The 22,752-nt window shown below is 55.2% G+C and carries 21 protein-coding genes and 3 pseudogenes; 12 read left to right on the plus strand and 12 right to left on the minus strand.

The window, feature by feature from the left end:
* Positions 1-210 (minus strand): LysR family transcriptional regulator (locus BN77_RS23935; protein ID WP_040678393.1); only part of this gene is annotated, 210 nt, incomplete at its 3' end.
* A gap of 94 nt (positions 211-304) precedes the next feature.
* Between BN77_RS23935 and BN77_RS32475 the strand changes: the two genes are divergently transcribed.
* From BN77_RS32475 to BN77_RS23965, 5 genes are all read left to right on the plus strand, one after another.
* Positions 305-526, plus strand: a complete 222-nt coding sequence (locus BN77_RS32475; protein WP_007536926.1) for a helix-turn-helix domain-containing protein — start codon at positions 305-307, stop codon at positions 524-526.
* Between the two features lie 2,018 nt (positions 527-2,544).
* Entirely contained in the window at positions 2,545-3,636 is a 1,092-nt protein-coding gene (gene gmd / locus BN77_RS23950) for a GDP-mannose 4,6-dehydratase (protein WP_007536929.1), read from the plus strand.
* A 2-nt stretch (positions 3,637-3,638) separates the two neighbouring features.
* Positions 3,639-4,736 (plus strand): DegT/DnrJ/EryC1/StrS family aminotransferase, encoded by a 1,098-nt coding sequence (locus BN77_RS23955; protein ID WP_007536930.1) that lies wholly within the window; start codon positions 3,639-3,641, stop codon positions 4,734-4,736.
* A gap of 18 nt (positions 4,737-4,754) precedes the next feature.
* Positions 4,755-5,537 (plus strand): ABC transporter permease, encoded by a 783-nt coding sequence (locus BN77_RS23960; RefSeq protein WP_007536931.1) that lies wholly within the window; start codon positions 4,755-4,757, stop codon positions 5,535-5,537.
* Positions 5,534-6,280, plus strand: a complete 747-nt coding sequence (locus BN77_RS23965) for an ABC transporter ATP-binding protein (RefSeq protein WP_007536932.1) — start codon at positions 5,534-5,536, stop codon at positions 6,278-6,280. The genes BN77_RS23960 and BN77_RS23965 overlap by 4 nt, the downstream gene beginning before the upstream one ends.
* Before the next feature lie 55 nt (positions 6,281-6,335).
* Here BN77_RS23965 and BN77_RS33695 read toward each other — a convergent pair whose 3' ends face one another.
* On the minus strand, positions 6,336-6,734 hold the full coding sequence (locus BN77_RS33695) for a hypothetical protein (protein WP_157224506.1): 399 nt from the start codon (positions 6,732-6,734) through the stop codon (positions 6,336-6,338).
* Positions 6,735-6,995: 261 nt separating this feature from the next.
* On the opposite strand from BN77_RS33695, the gene BN77_RS23970 reads away from it, so the two are divergent.
* The 3 genes and pseudogenes from BN77_RS23970 to BN77_RS33285 all read left to right on the plus strand — a co-directional run bounded on the left by BN77_RS23970 (position 6,996) and on the right by BN77_RS33285 (position 10,476).
* Positions 6,996-7,931 carry a methyltransferase domain-containing protein gene (locus tag BN77_RS23970; protein ID WP_208856476.1) on the plus strand — a complete coding sequence of 312 codons (936 nt, stop codon included), beginning with the start codon at positions 6,996-6,998 and terminating at the stop codon, positions 7,929-7,931.
* Positions 7,931-9,040 carry an acyltransferase family protein gene (locus tag BN77_RS23975; RefSeq protein ID WP_007536935.1) on the plus strand — a complete coding sequence of 370 codons (1,110 nt, stop codon included), beginning with the start codon at positions 7,931-7,933 and terminating at the stop codon, positions 9,038-9,040. The genes BN77_RS23970 and BN77_RS23975 overlap by 1 nt, the downstream gene beginning before the upstream one ends.
* A 286-nt stretch (positions 9,041-9,326) precedes the next feature.
* Positions 9,327-10,476: pseudogene (locus BN77_RS33285) on the plus strand (IS3 family transposase).
* Between the two features lie 4 nt (positions 10,477-10,480).
* Here BN77_RS33285 and tnpC (BN77_RS23990) read toward each other — a convergent pair.
* The 3 genes from tnpC (BN77_RS23990) to BN77_RS24000 form a co-directional block, all read right to left on the minus strand.
* Entirely contained in the window at positions 10,481-12,100 is a 1,620-nt protein-coding gene (gene tnpC / locus BN77_RS23990; RefSeq protein ID WP_007536939.1) for an IS66 family transposase, read from the minus strand.
* 75 nt (positions 12,101-12,175) lie between these two features.
* Positions 12,176-12,520, minus strand: a complete 345-nt coding sequence (gene tnpB / locus BN77_RS23995; protein WP_007536941.1) for an IS66 family insertion sequence element accessory protein TnpB — start codon at positions 12,518-12,520, stop codon at positions 12,176-12,178.
* A complete protein-coding gene (locus tag BN77_RS24000; protein ID WP_341872173.1) occupies positions 12,517-12,795 on the minus strand; it encodes a transposase in 279 nt (92 codons plus the stop codon). The genes tnpB (BN77_RS23995) and BN77_RS24000 overlap by 4 nt, the downstream gene beginning before the upstream one ends.
* 305 nt (positions 12,796-13,100) lie before the next feature.
* Here BN77_RS24000 and BN77_RS35015 point away from each other — a divergent pair, with 305 nt between their 5' ends.
* On the plus strand, positions 13,101-13,334 hold the full coding sequence (locus BN77_RS35015) for a DUF6429 family protein (protein WP_007536945.1): 234 nt from the start codon (positions 13,101-13,103) through the stop codon (positions 13,332-13,334).
* On the opposite strand, the gene tnpC (BN77_RS24010) is transcribed toward BN77_RS35015, so the two are convergent.
* From tnpC (BN77_RS24010) to BN77_RS35950, 4 genes and pseudogenes are all read right to left on the minus strand, one after another.
* On the minus strand, positions 13,315-14,952 hold the full coding sequence (gene tnpC / locus BN77_RS24010) for an IS66 family transposase (protein ID WP_007536947.1): 1,638 nt from the start codon (positions 14,950-14,952) through the stop codon (positions 13,315-13,317). The two genes, BN77_RS35015 and tnpC (BN77_RS24010), sit on opposite strands and share 20 nt — an antisense overlap.
* A gap of 45 nt (positions 14,953-14,997) precedes the next feature.
* Positions 14,998-15,345, minus strand: a complete 348-nt coding sequence (gene tnpB, locus BN77_RS24015) for an IS66 family insertion sequence element accessory protein TnpB (protein WP_007536949.1) — start codon at positions 15,343-15,345, stop codon at positions 14,998-15,000.
* Positions 15,342-15,527 (minus strand): hypothetical protein, encoded by a 186-nt coding sequence (locus BN77_RS34235; RefSeq protein ID WP_007536950.1) that lies wholly within the window; start codon positions 15,525-15,527, stop codon positions 15,342-15,344. Before BN77_RS34235 ends, tnpB (BN77_RS24015) begins: the two co-directional genes overlap by 4 nt.
* Before the next feature lie 32 nt (positions 15,528-15,559).
* Positions 15,560-15,691, minus strand: a pseudogene (locus BN77_RS35950) (transposase); the annotation flags it as partial.
* A gap of 80 nt (positions 15,692-15,771) precedes the next feature.
* On the opposite strand from BN77_RS35950, the pseudogene BN77_RS32490 reads away from it, so the two are divergent.
* Positions 15,772-16,145 (plus strand): annotated as a pseudogene (locus BN77_RS32490) (integrase core domain-containing protein); the annotation flags it as partial.
* Positions 16,146-16,218: 73 nt separating this feature from the next.
* Here BN77_RS32490 and BN77_RS24025 read toward each other — a convergent pair.
* Together BN77_RS24025 and BN77_RS24030 are read right to left on the minus strand one after the other, a co-directional pair.
* A complete protein-coding gene (locus BN77_RS24025) occupies positions 16,219-17,802 on the minus strand; it encodes a glycosyltransferase (RefSeq protein WP_007536952.1) in 1,584 nt (527 codons plus the stop codon).
* Positions 17,799-18,965, minus strand: coding sequence for a glycosyltransferase family protein (locus BN77_RS24030; RefSeq protein WP_007536954.1), 1,167 nt, complete (start codon positions 18,963-18,965; stop codon positions 17,799-17,801). Before BN77_RS24030 ends, BN77_RS24025 begins: the two co-directional genes overlap by 4 nt.
* 419 nt (positions 18,966-19,384) lie before the next feature.
* Between BN77_RS24030 and BN77_RS24035 the strand changes: the two genes are divergently transcribed.
* Both BN77_RS24035 and BN77_RS24040 read left to right on the plus strand, forming a co-directional pair.
* Complete coding sequence (locus tag BN77_RS24035) at positions 19,385-20,023, plus strand: NeuD/PglB/VioB family sugar acetyltransferase (protein ID WP_007536957.1); 639 nt, start codon at positions 19,385-19,387, stop codon at positions 20,021-20,023.
* An 8-nt stretch (positions 20,024-20,031) separates the two neighbouring features.
* Positions 20,032-21,144 carry a glycosyltransferase family 4 protein gene (locus tag BN77_RS24040; protein ID WP_007536959.1) on the plus strand — a complete coding sequence of 371 codons (1,113 nt, stop codon included), beginning with the start codon at positions 20,032-20,034 and terminating at the stop codon, positions 21,142-21,144.
* Positions 21,145-21,201: 57 nt separating this feature from the next.
* On the opposite strand, the gene BN77_RS24045 is transcribed toward BN77_RS24040, so the two are convergent.
* Entirely contained in the window at positions 21,202-22,344 is a 1,143-nt protein-coding gene (locus tag BN77_RS24045) for a glycosyltransferase family 4 protein (protein WP_007536961.1), read from the minus strand.
* Positions 22,345-22,752 lie beyond the last annotated feature (408 nt).

Raw genomic sequence — 22,752 nt, forward strand, 5'->3', positions numbered from 1 at the left:
CCTGACGCAGCGATCATAGAACGTTTCCCCTGCCCTGGTCAGTTCCACCCGTCTGGTCGAGCGGATGAACAGCGCACAGCCGAGCTCCCTTTCCAGTGCCATCACATGATTGCTGAGCGCCGGCTGGGCAATCCGCACCCTCGCTGCCGCCCGGCCGAAGTGCAGTTCCTCGGCCACGGCTTTGAAATAGGAGAGTTGGCGTAGTTCCATAGCGTGTACACCTCGCGCATGCCGCCGAGCGGCACTCATCGTTTACATACTATAGTTGATAAACTTAAAAGATGTAAACGGCGATCTTCCGAGCATGGATATGCGCAAACTGGTTGGCCGTAATTTTGCTCGTCTGCGCCGCGAGAAAGGCCTGACGCAGGAAGACATCGAGGCACGCTCTGGCTACAGTCAGCAATATTTGAGTGGCCTTGAGCGCGGGCGACGAAATCCCACTGTGATAACGCTCTATGAATTGGCTCAAGCTCTGGGTGTCAGTCACGTCGACCTTGTAGCACCGGATGACGAGCACGCCTGACTCCACGTGACTTGAAACACCAGCTCGACCGGTGCTAGTCGCATGACGGTCTATGTCCTTACCGCCAAATCGAAGCCCCGAAGCATCTAAAGCCAGTCCCCTTCGACCGGCTCGGAAGGCTGTGAAATGAGCAGGCACAGCGAGGCACCACCCGTCTTGAAGGGCAGCTCTGCTTATTGTTCGTAGAACGCCGGCGACCTCTACACCGTCCATAAAGTATACTCGAGAATCGCCGTTTGCCGGTTGGGATCTTGGCGGTGAGGGGCCATGCCGGGAGGAGAGAGGCTGCAAACCGACGGCAATCGGGAACACAAGCCGCTACGCGTGTTCAGCCGAGCAGCCATTGCTGATCGCGGTCGTTCGGCGGGATCTACCTCGATCCCTGGCGTCGGGCCCGATGATCGCATGCATAGCGATTTGGGTGATGACGCCAAGAACGGTGTCGTAGCGTGTGAACGGAAATTCTTCCAGCATGACGTTGAATAGCAAACATGATCGAAGATCCAACCACATGCCTCGCCTTCCAGTTCATAGACGGTGGATGGAAGTCAATGTTTCTAACGGTTCCGCTTGTGTACGGCGCGCGATCCCTGCGGCCGAACTGATCGAAGCAATCCCGGAGTTGAAGGAGGTATTGAAGGGGAGATCGACGTCCCCCTGGGTTCGTCGTTAGCCGCTTTGACGAGTAGGCGCGTTTGCCGTCGGGCACGAAGGCTGATCCGAATAGTCTGATGGCCGTGCTGTGCCACCATCAGGCCGAGGCAAAGCAAAAGAACGAGGATCCAGACAAACAATCCGAGCATGATGCCGGCCGCGATAAACCGCATCGCCGCCCGCCACCAAAACACGGTAAAGGATTGTCGAAACCTTCGCACAAATCACCATCCACTTGGCCGATTAGCCAATCTCGCACACAATATATCTGCAACGGATCGTATCGCATGGATGCTATCGGATTGCCACATCGGCAGCCACAAAGGCTCCCGAGAACCAGCCAACCACGTGAAGCCGCCAAGACCGGAGTATGTGCCCAAACATCGCTATCAAAATTCGCCGCATGGCATGGGCCAAAGCGCCCCTAATACCATGCGTGCCAAACCAGTGACCAAGTGGAGCTGTCGGCGCGGGCGGTGATCATTTGTCGTTGCCCGACGGGTTCGGCACACCGAACTGCCATGCCTAACCGGTAAAGATCGTGTAGTCGATCTTAGTCCTCGCGCAGCTGGGCACTGCAGTACTGAAACGACTTCTTCCTCGTCCCGGCCTGCTGTAAACGTTTTGCATGACTTTTGCAATCAACTGAAATCCGTAAGCTGCTGCACTTTGTGACGCAAACGCTATAAACTTCTGATTTGCAGGTCGACATCGACGACATCCTCCGGACCTTTGAAATTTCAACGGGCATTCGGCATTGACCTCATTTGACCGCACCCCTTTACCCAGTTGGAGCTCGGGAGACGAATCGGGCCGCGGTAGACCGCCATTTCGAAGATCGAGACCAAAGACGATTGGACGCGGCGGAGTTTTGCTCGTCAGTAGGGCGATCGGTGTGGACCCCTACGAATTAACGCGTCGAGCGGAAACTGATTGCTCGGGGCCACTTGAGACGAACCCTACTCCTCAGCTTAGATGAATCGCGGACCCGTTAAACCTTCAATCTGAACGTTACGCTGGATGCCTGGGTCGACCAGCCTTGGGTTTGGAATCCACTGGCTTGGAATAAAGCTGCGGCACGTCATGGGTGGAAAGCTTGCGAACGGAAAAGACTAGGTCGAGTGATGTGCAGCGGGTCAGCCCGCGCGACTTGCCTCGACTTCGACTTCTTGGAGCGTGAGCAAGCAATTATCCACGGCTTTCGCAACTCTCAAGGGTTGCTCGCCCTCCTACCAGCCGATTCAGATTCGACTTTACCGATATCAGACGCTATAGAGCACCGCAAATTGCGGCTGGCGATGTTTGTCATCCTTTGTTGGCAAAGAGCCCCTGAGTTACAGACTCGCCCCTACTGCGGAGAAAAAATGACAAAAAAGGTCGCCCTCATCACCGGCATTACCGGGCAGGACGGAGCTTATCTTGCGGAGTTCCTGCTTAACAAAGGATATTCGGTTCACGGCATTCGGCGCCGAACTTCTTTGTTTAATACCGATCGAATCGACCACCTTTACCACGACCCACATGACACCGGGGTTGATCTTACGCTGCATCATGGCGACTTGACCGACTCATCGAGCTTGACCCGGATCATTCAACTCGTGCAGCCAGACGAGATCTACAATCTTGCTGCGCAGAGCCACGTTGCTGTTTCCTTCGAAGAGCCTGAATACACGGCGAACTCGGACGCCATTGGCGCCCTGAGAATTCTTGAAGCGATCAGGATTCTCGGCTTGGAAAAGAAGACCCGCTTCTACCAGGCTTCGACATCGGAGCTTTACGGCCTCGTGCAGGAAGTCCCGCAGAGGGAAACGACCCCCTTCTACCCGAGATCGCCTTATGCAGTAGCAAAGCTGTATGCGTATTGGATCACCGTGAACTACCGTGAAGCGTACGGAATTTATGCCTGTAACGGGATCCTCTTCAATCATGAGTCTCCCAATCGCGGTGAAACGTTCGTAACGCGCAAAATTACGCGCGCGCTTGCCCGTATAAAAGTCGGATCCCAAAGGACGCTATTCCTTGGGAATCTCGGCGCCATGCGCGATTGGGGACATGCCCGCGACTATGTTGAGATGCAGTGGCTCATGCTTCAACAGCAGACAGCCGAGGATTTTGTCATTGCCACCGGCGAACAGCACTCAGTACGCGAGTTCGTAGAACTCGCCGGCAAGGAAGTCGGCCTTTCGATCCGCTGGGAGGGTAAAGGTGTCGATGAAAAGGGCTACGATACAGAGACAGGTGCCTGCATCGTTGCTGTCGATCCACGCTATTTCAGACCTGCGGAGGTAGAGACTTTGTTGGGCGATCCGTCCAAGGCGAAAGAGAAGCTCGGATGGTCCCCCAAGACAAGCTTTATCGATCTTGTTAAGGAAATGGCTGCCGAGGACCTGAAGAGCGCACAGCGCGAAAAATTCCTGGCTGAAAGCGGCTACGAATCGTTTCTCCGCAGAGAGTAGTTATGTCCCGTATCCCAATATATGAGCCCCAACTCGGCGGAAACGTATCCACCTACGTGAACGAATGTCTCTCGACGGGCTGGATCTCGTCTCGGGGTCAGTTCATATCGAAATTTGAGGAAGCATTCGCGCGCTATGTAGGGGCGGAAGCGTCGACAACAGTATCAAATGGCACTGTCGCTATTCACCTTGCTCTGGAGGCTCTGGGAATAGGACTGGGAGACGAGGTCATCGTTCCCAGTTTCACCTACATTGCTTCAGTCAATACAATACTTCAGACGGGCGCGAGGCCTATTTTCGTAGATTCGCTTGATGCTACACTTCAAGTCGATCCTGTCTTGATTGAGGCAGCAATCACCCCGCGAACGAAAGCGGTTATGGTTGTCCATCTATACGGCCATCCCTGCGATATGGATGCCATTGTTGAAATATGTCAGCGCCGCGGACTTCTGTTGGTCGAAGATTGTGCCGAAGCTTTTGGTACGCGATGGAGGGGACAGCACGTGGGCACCTTCGGTGACGCGGCAACGTTCAGCTTCTTCGGAAATAAGACCATAACGACCGGTGAAGGTGGCATGGTATTGGCTCGCGATCACGGCGTAATGGAGAAATGCCGGCGACTGAAGAGCCAGGGTGTTTCGCCCACGCGCGAATACTGGCACGACATGCTCGCATTCAATTACCGCATGACGAACATACAAGCGGCGATCGGTTTGGCTCAGCTCGAACTCGCGGAGGATTTTCTACAGCGGAAATCCGCGATCGCTCAATACTATAGGTTGCGGTTCGACGGCTTGCCCGCGCGTACTCATGTGCCCCTCGGCGATGTCACGCATTCTTACTGGATGTGTTCGCTCATCGTCGATCAACCGGAGGTGAGAGATTCTTTGCGCTCCCACTTGAACGAACGGAACATCGAGACCCGACCGTTCTTCCCAATGGCGCACCTAATGCCGCACTGCCGGACAGATCAGGTGCTGCCGATCGGTGAGAGCTTGAGTGCTCGAGGCATGAACTTGCCAAGCTACCCAGGACTCTCGGATGAGCAACTCGATCACATCTGTGGATCGGTATGCGAGTTCTTTCACACCTCAGTTTGAAACGGGTGGAGCAGATCGTTGCTTGATTACGCAAAGGGAATATGGGTGGCCCGGTATTTCTGGGTCCATCTCATGATGTCTGATCTTCGGGCACGTTGGAGAAGATCATTCTTTGGCATATTCTGGTCAATGCTACAGCCGTTAGGTTTGACCATCCTGATCTCGATCGTGTTCAGTCGAATTTTCAAATCATCGATCGCAGAATACGCGCCATACATCCTCTCCGGCGTGATTATCTGGGAGTATATCGTTTTCAACGTCACAGGTGGTGCTTTGGCGTTTGTCCAGGCAGACGCGTATATTAAGCAGACTCGTCATCCGCTGGCGATCTATACGCTTCGAAATGTACTGTCTGGAATGATAATTCTGGCACTCGCTGGTGTCAGCTTGATCGGCTGGGTCCTGGTGGTCATGCCACAAAATTTCGGCTGGTGTTGGCTTGCGGTACTTTCCGTTTTCCCGCTAATCGGAATGATCGCATGGCCGTGGTCGACAATAATGGCCTACTTTTCAGCCAGATTTCGCGACTTACCGCACGCATTGGGCCTTATTCTTCAAGCGATCTGGTTTGTGTCGCCGGTTTATTTCGAGCCCTCCGTATTTCGCAACGGCAACCTTCACGTACTTCTCGACTACAATCCAATCTATCATCTACTCCAAATCGTTCGCGCCCCTTTGCTTCACGGCGAATGGCCAACTCCTGCCAACTATTTATGGTGCGTCGGTGCTGCATTTATCTTGGGAGTCGTCGCAATCGTCGTTGGCAGAAGTGCAGAGAAACGGGTGATCTTTTACCTATGACAAACAAGATTGTGTTGAGCGACGTGAACCTTCATTATGCCTCGGTCGCTTTCAAAGAACGGTCTCTGAAGACCATGCTCGCATCCTTGGTTAAGGGGCCCGGCGGGCGTAAGGCAGTAGCCGACATCCATGCATTGAAGGATGTAAGCTTGAGCATTGTCCCGGGCGAGCGAGTGGGCCTGCTTGGCCATAACGGCGCTGGAAAAAGTACGTTCCTCAAGATGGTGGCGGGGCTATACCCTATTTCATCGGGTAAAAGGACCGTTGAGGGTACGGTCAGATCTCTATTCGATATAAGTCTAGGATTCGAGCCCGACGCCACGGGCCGAGAGAACATCCTCTATCGCGGGCTGCTTCTGGGGCTCACGCCAAAGTTCATGCGATCGATAGAAAGTGAGATCGTTGAGTTCGCCGACATAGGCGAGTTCATCGATTACCCGATCAAAACGTATTCAGCTGGCATGCAAGTGCGCCTTGCCTTTGCGATCTCAACTGCGGTCGGCGGAGATATCCTGCTGCTGGACGAAGTCATTGGTGCCGGCGACGCAAACTTTATGATTAAGGCGCGCAAGCGAATTGGAGAGCTTGTAGAGCAGGCTGAAATACTTTTATTGGCTTCACATGATTTTCAAACCCTGCAATCTATTTGTAAACGTGGCTTAGTTTTCCATCATGGTCAGGTTATCTTCGATGGACCGATTGGCGAAGCGGTTATTCATTATAGACGGGTAAACCATGTTTGAGGCCGGCCAAAGGTAATCGTTTCCCTGGGCGGCGTGACTAGCGTGAATACTCCCATCAAGCATCAGAACTGGCAGCAATGCCGTACGGAGTAAGGCGTGAGTTTGGGAGCGGCGTCGTCATCCTTACTTTTAATATTGCCTGGCGCGTACCTTCCAGACAGCATCGCGAGTGCCCGAGCGACCGATCGCCAAGACTTGATGTCGCCATTAATGCGCTGATGATATCTTCATGTCTCCATGCCAAGCGGCTAAGCTTCCGGCTATCAAAACCAAAGCGGCACTGATCCATCCTTCGGGGAGTGTTTACGAGGCCCGGATTCTCGGCGAGGGCTGGCGGATAATCCTTCTCGTCGCATTGCATGCCAGTGCGGACCAATACTTCTTTGCCATCGCCACCGATGTCACGCGTGCTGCCAATATCCGCGCACGTGTCATAGCGGGTCAGCGTGGCCATGGGGGCCGCTTTCGTTCAGCCGCGCCAAGAACCACAGGATGCAGGAGGTGCGTGCCGACGTCGCCATGCCAAGCCCGTCTCAGGACCGAATCCTATTCGCTTCGTTGAAAGTTTGAGAGCTCCCGAAAGAATGGGCTGGACCATGACACGTATGTCTATTGGAAACTCCAAGGAATGATTGAAAAAGAGGAAGAGCCTGCATTGCGCCAATCTCGCTTGATTTGCTAATGCAATTGCAGTTCAGCAAAGAGGCGGCGGTATATGTTTCGTAAGTACGGCGGCAGAGCCGCGAGGTGGTTGGCGAATAAAACGAACATTGTCGGGACTTCACCCGCTCACATTGACCTGCGCAACAGGCTATCGGCTATTGAATCAAACCTGAATTCAAAGATTGCCGCCGTTGAATCAAACTTGAACTCGAAGATTGCCGCACTGGAAGCGCAGTTGGCGCTTTCTGACAGGCATCAAACGTTGGGGTTCTGGACGGCTCTCGATCGAGTTTATGACCACATCCTAATCGACCGGACTTTGTCTTGTATTATTTGCGGACATTCCGCAAAACGGGATGGTTTCGAACACGTCACAAGTAAATGCATCTTCGGCGGCGGGAAACTGGAGCGCTACAAGTGCCCAACATGCGAATGCATTTTTGGGGCACAGAAGTTTCTGGACCAGCCTGAAGAGATGGTTGATCTCGACTACCAGCTCCTCTACTCGCGATACAAGGAAGGCAATACGACGAATATCGAAATAGATGCCTTCAGATCTACAAACCCTCGCCGCGGTGAAGCTTACGTGAATTGGGGTTGCGGAGCATGGAACAGCACAGTTGCCGCGCTTAGACTCGAAGGATGGGATGTCTGGGGTTACGAGCCATCAGCTGCCAGAACATCGGAACATGTGGTCAGTCAAAAGGAAGACTTGCCAACGAAGATTTCGGGCATCTTCTCAAACAATGTGATCGAACATTTCCTTGACCCTGTAGCGCAGTTCAACGAGTTTAACGCCCTCCTGCCAACTGGAGCGCGAATGGCGCACTCAACAGCCTGTTACGAATACCTGTACGAGTTTACCCGCTTCCACACCGTCTTCCTGACTGGCAGGTCGCCGCAGGTCCTCGCCGAAAGAACTGGGTTCCGCGTAGTAGACCGAACCCAGCAGGGCGAGCATATTAACGTGGTATTCGAGAAAATCTGATGCATCAAGAGAATCAAGGCCGAATTCAATTCGCTGACACTCTTCGCGCCTTGGCTGCTGCCAGCGTTGTCCTGTCCCACTTTTATGGCGTGTTTTGGTACAAGAGGGACGCTGTCCTCGACCTAGTGAAGGTTCCAGGTAATCCGGAGGTTTCGGGCGTTCCATTCTATATTGCGTGGCTGCACCTACCCCCGTTTAACTTCGGCGCCTTCGGAGTCGGCCTGTTCTTTCTAATCAGCGGTTTCGTGATCCCTATGTCGCTCGGCCGCTACGATGCTGCGCGTTTTCTCATCGGCAGATTCTTTCGCATTGTTCCCACCTACGTAGTCGGCTTTGCGATATCTCTTAGTGTGCTGTACTACAATACGGCAAGTCGAGGGTTAGACTTCCCAATTCCGTTTCGTCATGTCCTGGTCCACTTTTTCCCTGGCATTAGAGACGTACTCGGAACGACCAACATTGACGGGATCATCTGGACGCTGGAGATAGAGATGAAGTTCTATCTAGTGTGCGCGATCGCGGCGCCGTTCTTTCGAAAACGATCGCCGTTGGTTTTCCTGCTTCCAATTGCAATTGGGGTAATCGCGCTGTTCATCGAAGCATCGCCGGGCCTGACCTTTGCAACCGTTGCCGGCCGAATGTCTTTCACTTCGCAATTTCTCGTCTTCATGTTCGCTGGAACAGCTTTCTACTACGCGCACACAGGGGCGCTGTCGGAGAGATCGGGCTTACTCCTTGCGACATTGCTGATTTTCGCGTTTGCGATCCTATGGAAGCTATTCCCAGGCGCAGCCTTTGATCAACTCTGGAGTTATGCGACGGCTTTCGCGCTGTTTTGGCTTGCATTCAATTATCAGCATGCGTTCGCGGTCAACCGCGTGACGAAGTTTCTGGCCAACATCAGTTACCCGCTGTATGTGGTGCACGCCGTTGTTGGCTATACGTTGCTTCTGGCCCTGACAACTCACGGATTTCGGTCTTCGGTTTCGCTTCTGCTAACAACTGCAGTCGTAATCGCGCTAGCGTACCTGATCCATATTTGGGTGGAGAAACCCTCGCAGTCGCTTAACACTATCACTCTCATGGGCGGCGCCCTGCCAGCGGAGTGACTCAAACTAGGACACGGGCTTGTAATACGCTCGGAAGCTCGCCCATTACGGCGTGCTTCTTGGTTTAGGCCAAAGGTCCGCTGAAGCGAGCCTGTAGGACATTCTAGCGGCGCCCGGCTTTCAGACCTTTAACATCTTCCTCCAGTGACCTGCCACAGAGAATTTCCTCGAAAATGTATTGGAGTTCGGTCCATTACCGGACGGACGAATGAAGAAGCGAAGTGACCTTACCCCGTTGAAATAATCCATTTTGAAGTAAGCTCTGGCCCATTGAGAGGATCAGAGAATGAAGCGCAAACGTTTCACAGACGAACAGATCATTGGCATCCTGAAGGAGCACGAGGCGGGCACGCCGGTCGCGGAGCTTTGCCGCAAGCATGGCGTCAGCGATGCCAGTATTTATAAGTGGAAAGCCAAGTTCGGCGGGATGGACGTGTCCGAGGCTAAGCGGCTGAAGACGCTGGAGGACGAGAACACGAACTTGAAGCGACTCCTGGCGGATGCCGTGCTCGACAATGCTGCTTTGAAAGACCTTTTGGGAAAGAAGTGGTGACGCCCGCAGCAAAGCGGAACGCTGTCACGCATCTGATGAGCCACCATCAGATGAGTGAACGGCGGGCGTGTAAAGCCATCGGCGTTTGCCGGATGACGATCTGTTACAAAACCAGCCGCAGCGACGATCATGACCTTCGCGAGCAATGAAGGCATTGGCGCATAAACGTCGCCGCTTTGGCTGTCGACGCATTCACGTGCTGCTCAGGCGCGAGGGCCTTATTGTGAACCACAAGAGGCTTTTCCGGCTCTATCGGGAAGAGAAGCTGACGGTGCGCAAGCGCGGCGGCGCAAGCGAGCGATCGGCACACGAGCACCGATGCTGATTCCGATGGCAGCTAATTATCGTTGGTCGCTGGACTTCGTGTCGGATCAACTCACCGATGGTCGCAGGTTCCGGGTCCTAACGGTCGTCGACGATTGCACCAGGGAATGCCTAGCACTCGTCGCCGATACATCGCTTTCCGGTCTGGGCGTTGGCCGCGAGCTTGACCGGATCATCGGATCATCGAGGAGCGCGGTAATCCAAAAATCCAAAAATGATCGTCAGTGACAACGGTAGCGAGTTCACCAGCAACGCGATCCTGCAATGGACGGACAAGACTAAGATGGATTGGCACTACATTGCGCCTGGCAAACCCATTCAGAACGCTTTCATCGAAAGCTTCAATGGACGGCTGCGAAACGAGTTCTCGAATGAAAACCCTCGTCACTCACCCACGCTCAGCGCTTTCAAACGGGCGCGGCGATTACAACGATCACCGACCGCACTCCGGCCTCGGCTGACTGACACCTGCCGAGTTCGCTGCCGAAATGGCTCCGCAGCACCGCACCCCGCCGCTACCGCCCCAAACACAGCAACCCAAAACCGCTGGAGCACGTAAGCGGTTAGCCGATGGCGTCAGGCTTGAAGTTCCATGGCATAAGTGCCTCGAGCTCGGATACTGGCCAGCCTTTCGCGATGCGGGTCAAGGTCTGGGAAAGCCAGTCGAGCGGATCGACGTTGTTCATTTTGGCCGTCTGGAGAAGCGTGGCCAGCGTCGCCCAAGTCCGTCCACCGCCCTCGCTGCCGGCGAATAGACTGTTCTTTCTCGTAATTGTTTGGGGCCTGATCGCGCGCTCGACGATATTGGAGTCAATTTCGATCCGGCCGTCCGTCAGGAAACGCTCCAGTGCTTCGCGCCGGGTGAGCCCGTAACGGATTGCTTCGGCGGTCTTGGACTTGCCAGAGACCTTGCCCAGCTCCTTCTCCCAAAGATCAAAGAGTTCGGAGACGATGGTTGCAGATTTTTCCTGACGCAGCATGGAACGGCTGTCGGCATCCCGACCGCGGACCTCATCCTCGATGCGCCACAGCTCAGTCATCGCGATGATCGTGTCCGTTGCAGCCTTTGAGACACCACTGATGTGAAGGTCGTAAAACTTGCGGCGAAGATGCGCCCAGCATCCTGCGAGCCGGATCGTTTCATTGCTGCCGTCTTTGGCACGCGTCTTGGCGAGACTGGTATAGGCCGAGTAGCCGTCAACTTGCAGGATGCCGCTGAATCCGGCGAGATGACGCACCACGCAGTCAGCGCCCCTACTGTCCTCAAACCGATAGGCCACCATCGGCGGGCTGGTTCCACCATAGGGTCTATCATCGCGAGCATAAGCCCAAAGCCAGGCCTTCGTCGCTTTCCCCGAACCGGGCGCAAGAGTGGGTAAGGTCGTTTCGTCGGCGAAGATCCTTTCACCCTCCTTGACGCGCTCAAGGATGTAATCGGCGCAAATCTGAAGTTCGAAGCCCAGATGTCCCATCCACTGGGCCATCAACGATCGGCTGATCTCGACACCGTCGCGTAGATAGATTGCCTCCTGCCGGTAAAGCGGAAGGCCGTCGGCGTATTTGGAGACGGCGATATAGGCGAGCAGCCGCTCCGTCGGCAGGCCGCTTTCGATGATGTGCGCCGGTGCCAAAGCCTGGAGCACGCCATCGTGGCCGCGGAAGGTGTATTTGGGGCGGCGCGTCACGATGACCCGGAACTTCGGCGGCACGACATCCAGCCGTTCGGAGCGATCCTCACCGATCAGGACCTTTTCCAAGCCCACGTATTCAGCAGGGATCTCCGGCTCGATCACTTCCTCGATGCGTTCGAGATGAGCGGCAAAACCCTTGCGCGGACGTGCTGCCCGTTTCGGCTTGTCCTTGGCCGCGTGATCAAGCTCGCTCTGGATTGCCGAAAGGCCGGTCTCGACTTCCTCGAAGGCAAAGGACACCTGCTCGTCATTGACACCAAGGCGCAGTCGCTCGGAACGGGTGCCATGTTGGGTACGCTGCAGAACCTTCAGGATCGATGTGAGGTTGGCAATCCGCTCGTTGGCGCTCTTCTCCACCGCCTCCAACCGGGCGATCTCAGCTTCAGCGGCCTTCAGTCGGGCTTCTTTCGCAGCCTGCTCGCGCGCCATCGCGAGGACCATCGCTTTCAGCGCGTCAACGTCGTCCGGCAGGTCGTGAGGGGGAAAATCCATGGCAATGAGTAGAGCACAAAAACAGCCGTTTTCCCAACCATTACAGCGGCATGATTCATCTTGCCGCAGGCGCTGTCAGCCCGTCAACAAGGGTCGCCTGACCTTGGCCGGGCGGATCTTCTTCCAATCCATTCCGGCCAGCAACGCCATCAGCTGAGAATGGTCCAGCCGGATCCGTGCCGTCGATATGCCCGGCCAGCAGAAGCCCTGATCTTCCAGGGTTTTCGAATAGAGGCAGACCCCACTGCCATCCCACCAGACAATGCGAATACGATCGGCCCGTTTCGAGCGGAAGACGTAAAGCGCGCCATTGAAGGGATCGAGACCGCCATCCCGCACCAGCGCCATCAACGACGCGGCTCCCTTGCGGAAGTCGACCGGCTGGCACGACACATAGACCACCACACCCGAAGCGATCATGCCTTGCGAACCGCCCGCAGAACCCTCGCCAGGTGATCGGGGTCAAAATCGCCGCCGACGCGCACGACCATATCCGCAATGACAATATCGACCGAGCCGTTGCATACCGTTTCAACGCGCGCGAACTTTTGCGTTCCCGTTCCCTCTGTCAGGGGTGCTACAACGCCCGATGCCAGTGCCTTGCGACGCCACCCATAAAGCTGCGAGGGATCCAAGCCTTCAGACCGGGCAACCGCCGAGACATTGGCCCCAGGCTGCAGCGTCGCGCCGACAATCCGCGCCTTTTCGTCATCCGACCAGTCCGCGGCTTGCGTCGTCTTCGCACGGGCTCCGCGGTCAAAATCTCAAAGGTTCGAGGCTGATTCACACTATCACTCATAGGACTCTCCGCATGACTCATGCAGAAAATCGCCGATCAGCAGTCCGAAAGATACGTGGGATGGCCTACGCGCTTACGCTGGAGCGAACTTAAAACCGGATAGAACTTGGGGGCAATGTCAATGGGACCGAACTCACCTCGAATGTACGCATACGGTGAAGGCCGCAGGATATTGGGCCGCGGGCATGCTATCATTGCGGCATGGAGATCGATGAGGACAAGATCGACGACGCTGTCTTAGCGCTACTATGGCTGACCCTGCATGATGGGCGTCGGGCGTGGAAAGGTTTTGATTGGGATACGACAGATCGATTGTTCAAGAAGGGCCTGATCGGCGACCCGGCGAACAAGACGAAGTCATTGATCTTGACAGATGAAGGCCTCCAGCGCTCGGAGGAACTCTTTCGGGCATTGTTTACGCGGCCGCCGCGATAGCAGCCTTTTCCGCCTTCCAATTCCAAGGCAAAAGCTCGTCAATCTTGCTGACCGGATGATCGGCGATGCGGGCGAGCACATCGGCAAGCCAAGCTTGAGGATCGATGTCATTGAGCTTGGCGGTCATGATCAGCGTTGCCATGAATGCGGCCCGATCAGCACCGCGGTCGGAGCCGGCGAACAACCAGGATTTTCTGCCGAGAGCGAAGCCGCGCAGCGCCCGTTCGGCGGCATTATTGGTGAGGCAAATCCGCCCATCGTTGAGGAAGGTCGTGAAGCCGTCCCAGCGCTTCAGCATGTAATCGATGGGCTCGGTGACCGGTGAGCTGCGCGACAGTTTTGTCCGTTCGAAACGCAGCCATGCCTCAAGCTCGTCGACGATGGGACGACTGTCTTGTCGCCTTCGTGCCAGCCGCTTACCGGCAGATGACCCATTGATCTCGCGCTCGATGTCGAACAGCGCGTCGATGCGCCTGACCGCCTCAAGCGCGACCGGCGAGATCGCTGCTGCGTTCTTTGCCCGTTTCGCATTAGTGGCGATGTCGGCGAGCACAAAAAATTTGCGACGCGAGTGCGCCCAACATAGCGCCTGAGTGAGCGGACCGGGATTGCGATCCACTTTGAACAGGGGATTGTAGCCGCCGTAGGCGTCCGCCTGCAGGATGCCGCTGAAGCTCTTCAGATGACGTTCTGGATGTTCCTGCCGCCGATCGCGCGAGGCGTAATAGAGAGCCGCCGGCGGCGACGTTCCGCCAAACGGCCGATCATCCCTGACATAGGTCCAGATGCGACCGGTATCGGTCTTGCCCTTTGCGAGGATCGGCACAGTCGTATCGTCGCCGTGCAAACGATCAGCACTAAGTACATGCGCCTCGATCAATCCATGCACCGGTTTCAAGACCGCAGCGCAAGCACCGACCTGGTCGGCCAATGTCGACAGACTGAGGTCGATGCCTTCTCGGGCATAGCGTTCACTCTGCCGGTTCAGCGGTTGATGCTGGCCGAACTTCTCGAACAGGATCATCGCCAGCAGATTCGGCCCGGCAAAACCGCGCGGTGTCACATGGAAAGGTGCCGGTGGCTGGGCGATTTTCTCGCATTCCCGGCACGAGAACTTCTCGCGCACCGTTTGAATGACCTTCCACTGACGTGGGATCACTTCCAGCGTCTCGGTGATGTCCTCGCCCAGCTTCGAAAGCTTGGCCGAACCGCAGCAGGGGCAGCTTGACGGCGGTGCCATGACAACGCGTTCCCGCGGCAGGTGCTCGGGAAACGGCTTCCGCGATGGACGCTTGCGCTCGAAGGCCTTGACGGTCGATGACCGCGCCGCCATCTCGGCGGCCAGTTCGTCCTGGCTGGCGTCGGCTTCCAGTTCTTCTAGCTGCAATTCCATCTGTTCGAGCAGGCGCGCCTTGCGCTCGGAACGGCTGCCGTGGATATCGCGCTTAAGCTTCTCGATCTCCAGTCTCAGCCGTCCGATCAGCGCATCGGAATGCGAGTTTACCGCCTGAGCTCGGGCGGCAATGGCCTCAGCTTCACGACGTGCCGCACGCTCGGCAAGGATCATCGCATGCGCACTGGCAAGGTCGTCGGGAAGCTGATCGGCCGCATCGGTCATGGCCAGATGGAATCATATTCGCTTCCGCCTTTCCAGCCATTTCAGCTATCCCGCGGAGCTTGGACGCCACGTTTTTTGCGGCATCCGCCAGTCGATCCCTTCGAGCAAATAACCGAGCTGCGCCGCTGTGATCACGACCGTCCCGTCGGCTGCCGACGGCCATAGGAACCGTCCGCGCTCGAGCTTCTTGGTGAACAGACAAGCGCCCTGCCCATCATGCCAGATCACCTTGATCAGCCCGCCTTGACGACCGCGGAAACAAAACAAATGACCGCTATGCGGATCGCGCTTCAACGTCTCCTGCACCATCAATGCCAGGCCGGGGAAGCCCTTCCTCATGTCGGTATAGCCGGTGGCAAGCCACACCTTCACACCACTCGCAACCGGGATCATCGCCGCTCCACAACATCGAGGATCCGGCCCAACGCTTCCATATCGACATCGCTCTCCACACGAATGCGCCGGCCGCGGCCAAGCTCAATCGTCACAATACTCGTCTTCTTGCGAAGTGGCGGCGGCGATTTTGTTTCCGGGGCCTCGGGCTCCGGCAAGGCTGCGACAATTTTAACCGGCATGAATTGCGCCGCTGGTGGCGCCGAGGGATGCCTGCCGAGCGGGCGACGTCTGATACGCTGGCGCCTGGCTCAAACGTTGCCGCGACCAGCCGCTCTTTATCCTCCCGAGACCAGCGCCGACGTCGTTGGACCGACGTGATAACCTCAACAAGCTGCTTCGTCATAAAACTATCCCTAGTGCTTGCACTAGGACTTGCAGTCTTCAGCCTTCTTCAGCAAGGCGGCCGTCACCGTGGGGATACCCTCGAATGCCATCCTCGCCTGTTCGAAGGATCACAAGGTCGAATGGCACAATGGCACTACGTCGCGCCGGGAAGATCGACCCAGAATGGTTATGTCGAGAGTTTCAACGGAAGCATGAGCGACGAGTTGCTTAACGAGAACCCGTTTCGACCATGCCCGCAGCGCCATTGCTGAACGGCCGGACGGCTACAATCATGATCGGCCGCACTCACGCTCGGATACCAGACCTCGGCAGATTATGCCGGGATCAACGCCGCAACCAGCTCCAACGCTGCGCAAGATAAAAGTTTCGCGTTTCCGCCGATTGCTCACTTCGCGCCATTTGGCGCATCCAAAACTGTCGATGCTCTAGTCGCCCGCCTGAGTCTGAAATAACATTAGCTGGTCATAGGCGATTTCAGAATACAGCGCACCTTTTCAATTTCACCGGGAACTGTCTTCCAAAGCTCTATTCTCCCGCCACCTTACGGATTAGCGCAATATATTCGTCTGCTACATTTGTCCACGACCGCAACTGCAAAGTCTCGAATAGAGGCAGCTGCTGCTTGAGCAGAAGATCCCGATTATCTATGCCCCACAAAATCTTTTCAAGCATCTCCTTCCGGTCTCGCGGATCGAAGGTCATTTGATCGAGAAGGAACTGATCCTGGATCACCTCCGTTACCACTGGAATCCTACTCATGACTGAAGGCGTTCCAACGGAGTAGGCTTCTGAGAAGGTGAAGGGGAAGCCTCCCTCAAACATCGTCGGCGTCACGGACAGACGCGCCAACCTATACAAGGCCGCCAAGACATGGTTTGGCACAGAAGAAAGCGACAAGACATCGTTTTCCAAACCGTGCTTGGTGATTAGCTCTCGTATCCGCGACTGTGTGTCAAACTTCGCTGTCAGGACGAGCTTTACAGGACGGAAGTGCTCTCGCAGGATCTTTTCGTATACTGTTATCAGACCTTCAATATTTTTATGTGGGCGAGCCTGCGACGAGTAGAATAGAAAATCGACGTCGTCGAAACTAAAGCCGTTTAGGTATGCTGGAAGCCTATGCTGGTTCGCATTCAAATACGTGTGCAGCACATCGAGCGCCGATTGCCTGTCACCCGTACCAGCCTCAACCTCGCGCGTGTCGATCGAACCGTGGCGGATCACCGAGACACGCTCAGCAGGAACTTGTTGCCGCTCGACCAGGTGATGAGATCTCACATATTCGCTATAGCATATCAGGTGATCAGCGGCCGCGATGCTTCCGGTGATGCGGTCAAGACTACCTTCAAAATCAGAGGATGTATACTGGCCAGGATGCTCGTAAAACACGATGTCGGGAGCCGCCATCACAACCTTCCCTGTCAGCCCGGCCACCTGAGGCCAGAACATCGAAGGCACATACCAAACGTCGGTATCGGCTCGACGATTCAATTTACTGACGAGCCGTTTTAGCTCCCTATCTTGAACACGATCGACGATGCGAAGAGTCCGCACTTTCCTCTTAAATTCTAAATTAAACTCTGAAATCTCTCGCATAAGATGGCGAAATGCGCGATAGCGAGAAAGGCGTGGCAACGCGCGCTTGATCGCGTAAGTACACACCAGCAAGATCAACGTTAAAATAGCCGGTATGGCGAATATTACTGCGAGAGCGGCAACGAGGATTGCTCCAGCCAAGAATAGTGTTGTCGATGTCGTTGAGAGCCAATAAACCGCGAGGCTCGACACTTTCAACGCGGCTCGCTTAATTCGGTTCTTTTTCTGCTTGGGCTTTGCCTTTGCTCTTCTAAATCGCTCCGACAGCTTCCAGAGGCGCACAATGAACGGCTCGCCCCTCGTTGTAACAATCTTCACAAATCCGGAGGGCACCTTCGCGTCTTCGAGAAGAGCCTGAATTTCGGACTTGAGCCATGACGGCCCGGCTATCGTGACCGACACACCTTCTGCCGAAAGCGCGCCTTTCACGATGAAGCCAATCAAGCGCGCTATACCTTCATGCGGGACGAGCTGCTTGGGAGTGAACCCCAGAAAGATCCCAAGCTTTCTCATGCTGCGATCCTCTGGAGCATTCCCCAATATTCTCCTGCATAGTTTTGCCAGGAGTGCTTTTCCAAGTCCGAATGGCTTGGCAGAGCTTTGCGGATAACCGCCGCATTTTCTTCCATCTGCTTCAAAGCTTTTGACATATCGTCCACTGAGGACGCGTTGAAATATTCCATCGGGATAGAGAATCTGTCGCCAATATATCTCATTTGCGGGTAACCGCTCGACAGTGATGGGCACCCAAGCCACGCCGCTTCGGCAACCGCAAACGTTCCATTGTCATACAGAACCGGGTGCCAGAGGAAGCTAGCCTGCGACAAAAGCCTTGCATATTCGGCGTCCGTTACCTCTCCGCAGAATTCTAGATTCTCGCGGAGGATATCAGACGAAGCAATCAGCTTTCTCACCTGCAGGAGGTGCGGAATCTCGTCCACGTGTTTAGGAAGCTTGGTAGACGGCGTCAACCAGGAACTGTTGGTGCCAACAACCTTCACTTTCAGCCGCCCGTCGTTCTCGTAATACCGCTGCAGTGCTTCAAGGGCCCTGATATGGTTTTTGTGTTGGGTGGGGTTTGTAGGCCAAAATATGTATCTGTTCTCAGCGTCTATACTAGGTGTTCTCAGAAATGCGGTGGGGTCGAAGTCCATCGGGGCTAGGTGAACTTTCCTTGCGGGGACGCCCGCATATGAGACGGCGTCCTTGCCGGTCTGGGGCGTCGTAACTATTACCGCATCCGCCTGTCGGACGGCTTGCAGAAAAGGTAAGTCAACGTCCTTAAGATGGTCGGGGAATATCGATGGCACATAACGCTGGATGTAGTCGGTCGCGAAGACGGCATATGGCCTAACCGGCGCCAACGGCTTGTCTAGCCGATCTGAGACAACAAGCCATAGGTCGGAGTCCATGCAGTTGTCTATACCATCGTCGGGCATGAAGTACTCGCGGAAAGGCAGATCGCAAGTCCTACCTTGGTTGCGATTAGCCATCTCAACTTCCGCAACGTTGGCCCTTCGCCATCTGAATTCTCGAACTTCAATCCCGGCTGCCAGCACATCAGCGAAATCCACCCCTGTATTATACTTTTCGGCTAGGACGGCTATCCGGACAGCGCATACCTGCCCAGCATCGCTGCTTCCCCTCATTATCATCTGTGCGATCGTCTTCGTCACGCGAAGTGATCCTCCCCGATATGGAATGGGAAGGAAAATTGTTATGCGCTTGAGCAAAGCCGCCCCCCGAAGCCATGAAACAGTTGGCGTTCTATAGACTGCCGACGCTCTCCCACACAACCATAATTTCGGCAGCAACAAGTACCAAGGGGGCTCAATAATTGGTACTTCAGAGTGCAATTTTTTCATGTCGACAAAGAATGCCGCCTCCGGTCGAATCCGAACGTAGCAGGCTCCTTGATCATCGGAGTCCTGAACTCATTGCCATTCCCACCGCCCGTTACTCGTCCTAAAAGTCGAGGGTTACACAGGTGTGATGGTCATGCTAAACATTTGTCGCGCACGACGCGCATCATTACAGACGACAGATTTCCCAACTCTCGCCTGCTAACCTGGACGCCCGTGAGCCGAAAGACAAGATGGCAAGGATCAACGATACGGCCCGAACCAGCGTTCCACGCGGCCTCTATATTCTCGGCTTTGGAGGACATGCACGAAGCGTAGCGGATGTAGCAGTGTCGGCTGGCTGGAACGCTATTATTTTCATCGACGGGAACGCCCGCGAGGGGGAGCATTTTTCGTCTTACCGTACCATATCTGAGTTCCCCGATCATCCGGAGCCTGACTGGCAGCTCTTTCCAGCAGCTGGCGACAATAGTCGGCGACGCGCGCAGATCGAGCGTTCGTCTGCAACTTGGGCAACTTTGATCTCCCCCAGCGCACAGCTTGGGATAGAGGCTGACGTTGGCGAGGCTACTTTGGTTGGTCACGGCGCACATATCGGACCTGGAGCAGTAGTAGGAAAAGGCGTTATATTAAACACTCAATCCATCATTGAGCACGAAGCGGTGATTGGGGACTACACCCATGTTTCTGTGAATACCGTGGTCGCAGGGCGCTCCAGAATCGGACGCAACGTTTTTGTCGGAGCCGGTGCTGTTGTTATTGACTCCATCTCAGTATGCGATGATGTGGTGATAGGTGCTGGTGCAGTGGTAACGACTAGCATCAGCGAACCAGGGGTTTACGTGGGTACCCCTGCTCGCCGGGTTAAGTGATCACTAAGATGAGAATTGGAATCGACGCCCGAAATCTAGTTCCGAAGCTTTCGGGTATTGGGCGGTATGTAATCGAGACAAGCCGGCATCTGGCTGAGCTCGGGCACGAGGTCTTACTATATCTCCCCGAGCCTCCGTCCTCGGCAGAATCCATTCCGCCAGGCGTTGTCCAGAATATTTCACAGTTTAGGGGTGCTCTACCGCGGATTTTATGGGGCAACACGCGGTTGCCGAAGTTGGCAGAAAGAGATCAGCTAGACATTCTTTGGGGACCCGCGCATCGCCTGCCGATTTTGGGCAGTCTCGAGATACCTCAAGTCCTCACGATACATGATCTCGTTTGGTATCATGCCTCCGGTACAATGCGACTTCGTGGTTGGCTCGGTGAACGCGTTTTCATGGGGCAGTCCATTAGGAGAGCAGATCGCATCGTGTCGGTGTCGTACGCAACCAAGGCGGCTGTGGGTGCCTTGTACCCTTGGGCAAAGGACAAAATCGAGGTTGTCTATCCGGGGTGCACGCCTCTCAAAAGCAGACTGTCGGCTGAGATACTCGAACTTCAGAATATTGACCGCCCATTCGTTCTTTTTGTTGGGACTCTTGAACCGCGGAAAAATCTGAACGGGCTTCTGGAAGCCTTTGCCGCCTTGCCGGAGTCCATTCGAACTGGGCTCCTCCTTGTTATTGCCGGCGGACAGGGTTGGGGGCTGGGCGACCTCGAGGCGGAAATCACTAGATTGAAATTGAACGCAAGCGTCCGTTTGACAGGGTTTGTCTCAGACGCCGAGCTTGGAGCACTTTATCAGACTGCAAAGTTTCTCGCGATGCCTTCTCACTACGAGGGATTCGGGCTGCCCATAATCGAGGCGAACGCGGCGGGTATTCCAGCACTGACTTCCAACACCTCGTCCATGCCAGAAGTTGGAGGAGACGCCGTGCTACTGGTGGAACCATCGAGCGTTCAATCGATGACAAATGGGCTTGCACGGCTTGCCACCGATGTATCTCTTTATTCGAAACTCTGCTCTGCAGCCAGGGCGAATGCGGAACGATTCGATTGGAAGGCGAGTGCTATGGCGTTGTCAAAGGTTTTTGAAGAGACCCATCGTGGCCGACGATAAAAACGGAATTCTGCCGGCGCAGCGTGCACTGATCTTCCCTATAGTCTACGCCGTATGTCAGTTTTCTAAGGAGGACTGTTCGGCTTCGCCAGTGCCGCTCAGAGTATGATAAAGATCTGCATACGACATTGCCATCCTCTCCGCAGTGAACAACGATTGGTACCTCGCTCGCGCAGCAGCACCCATCGAATGAGCCAGATCCTTGCTGCGCGAAAGGCACGTCATAGCAGCCGACAACTCCATTGGGTTGTCGGGGCGGATGACAAATCCTGTTTCGCTCCCTACATTCACGAATGTTGTCCCGGTTCCGATTTCGCAGGAGATCATCGGTTTCCCGAACATAGCAGCCTCCACAAGCGAAAGACCAAACGCCTCGGAGCGCAAATGAGAGGGAAAAACGAAGCCAGTGCTTAGCTCGAGGAGAGCGGACTTATCTGCATCCGACAATGCTCCAAGAAAATGGACGTTTCTTAGGTGATGGTCATTTGCATAAGCCTTCAGTGAGACTTCCATTGGCCCCTCCCCGACCAGGAGGATATCCAGCTCCGTCTGTTTGGCGGCCTCCAAAAGGATATGAACACCTTTGTAATAACGTAGAACACCAACAAAGAGAAAAAACGGCTTAGGATATCTCGCTCGCCAGCGCGCCTTCACATCCTCCGACGCGCGCGGATAATCGTGCTCGTCGAGCCCGAGCGGAATGACTGTGGTTTTGTTTCTATACCGCTGCAACACGTCGCTGGTTGCGACGTAGTTTGGGGACGTGGCCACAATCCGGTCAACACTTGCAAGGAAGCGATGCATCAGCGGCTTATAAAGTTGCAGGAGTACTCGCTGTTTGACGATGTCGGAATGGTAGGTAACGATCGTCGGTATTTTAAGCAGCGAGGTGAGGTGGACAATATCCATTACTGGCCACGGAAAATGATAGTGCACTATATCAGCCTGTTCGCTGAGCTCTCGGAACCTCCCAAAAACCTCACGCGAAAATCCAGTCGAAGCAAACTCAAAGTCGAGCTTGGCCTTGTGCGCCATGTGACCGTCAAACTCGCGGGTATTCGGCTCCGCCACCCTGCTCAGCGATAGCACGTCAGACTCGATCCCGTGACTGGCAGTCCCTTTGGCGATTGCATGAATGGCTCGCTCAACTCCGCCAAATGTATCCGGCCAATAGGTTTTGAAGAAATGTAAAACCCGCATCTCGCTCCAATGCCGGGCCACGCGCGTTGCCGGTCTTCGCTCGTTTTAAAATCATTCCAGGCCCGCCGGTCGTCACAAGACGCTGGCCTCCGCGGTAAACAAGGAATGACATAGCCCAAGGCCAATGTTCATGCAAATGAAGGCGTACTGCATACGAAAAGCAATTCTCTTGCAAGCCACGCTGGAAGCCTGCGAGCGCTGGCCCGCACCCGACAGGCCGAAACGCAGTGGAGGACGGCAACGCCGTTGCGGGCCAGCGCGAGCCCGGCAGGACCAACAGCCGGGGCAGGACGCGCGGCGCGGACGAAAGACGGGATGGTCAACAGCAGGCAGCTAGCCAAGGACCCGCGGACGGGCAGCCGAGCCGTCAGGAGGTCAGTCGAAAAACCGCCCTCACCGCTCCGGCCG

This window comes from Rhizobium mesoamericanum STM3625, assembly GCF_000312665.1.
GTDB classification, from domain to species: domain Bacteria; phylum Pseudomonadota; class Alphaproteobacteria; order Rhizobiales; family Rhizobiaceae; genus Rhizobium; species Rhizobium mesoamericanum.

Bases quoted from the DNA above. Each gene is read 5' to 3' on its own strand.
- tnpC (WP_007536947.1), bottom strand. From the start codon at position 14,952: ATGACCGATGCGGCCGATCAGCTTCCCGACGACCTTGCCAGTGCGCAT.
- BN77_RS24035 (WP_007536957.1), top strand. From the start codon at position 19,385: ATGGCAAGGATCAACGATACGGCCCGAACCAGCGTTCCACGCGGCCTC.
- BN77_RS32475 (WP_007536926.1), top strand. From the start codon at position 305: ATGGATATGCGCAAACTGGTTGGCCGTAATTTTGCTCGTCTGCGCCGC.
- BN77_RS23965 (WP_007536932.1), top strand. From the start codon at position 5,534: ATGACAAACAAGATTGTGTTGAGCGACGTGAACCTTCATTATGCCTCG.
- BN77_RS24045 (WP_007536961.1), bottom strand. From the start codon at position 22,344: ATGCGGGTTTTACATTTCTTCAAAACCTATTGGCCGGATACATTTGGC.
- tnpC (WP_007536939.1), bottom strand. From the start codon at position 12,100: ATGGATTTTCCCCCTCACGACCTGCCGGACGACGTTGACGCGCTGAAA.
- BN77_RS33695 (WP_157224506.1), bottom strand. From the start codon at position 6,734: ATGGCCACGCTGACCCGCTATGACACGTGCGCGGATATTGGCAGCACG.
- gmd (WP_007536929.1), top strand. From the start codon at position 2,545: ATGACAAAAAAGGTCGCCCTCATCACCGGCATTACCGGGCAGGACGGA.
- BN77_RS23955 (WP_007536930.1), top strand. From the start codon at position 3,639: ATGTCCCGTATCCCAATATATGAGCCCCAACTCGGCGGAAACGTATCC.
- BN77_RS34235 (WP_007536950.1), bottom strand. From the start codon at position 15,527: ATGCCGGTTAAAATTGTCGCAGCCTTGCCGGAGCCCGAGGCCCCGGAA.
- BN77_RS24040 (WP_007536959.1), top strand. From the start codon at position 20,032: ATGAGAATTGGAATCGACGCCCGAAATCTAGTTCCGAAGCTTTCGGGT.
- tnpB (WP_007536941.1), bottom strand. From the start codon at position 12,520: ATGATCGCTTCGGGTGTGGTGGTCTATGTGTCGTGCCAGCCGGTCGAC.
- BN77_RS35015 (WP_007536945.1), top strand. From the start codon at position 13,101: ATGGAGATCGATGAGGACAAGATCGACGACGCTGTCTTAGCGCTACTA.
- BN77_RS23970 (WP_208856476.1), top strand. From the start codon at position 6,996: ATGTTTCGTAAGTACGGCGGCAGAGCCGCGAGGTGGTTGGCGAATAAA.
- tnpB (WP_007536949.1), bottom strand. From the start codon at position 15,345: ATGATCCCGGTTGCGAGTGGTGTGAAGGTGTGGCTTGCCACCGGCTAT.
- BN77_RS23975 (WP_007536935.1), top strand. From the start codon at position 7,931: ATGCATCAAGAGAATCAAGGCCGAATTCAATTCGCTGACACTCTTCGC.
- BN77_RS24025 (WP_007536952.1), bottom strand. From the start codon at position 17,802: ATGAGAAAGCTTGGGATCTTTCTGGGGTTCACTCCCAAGCAGCTCGTC.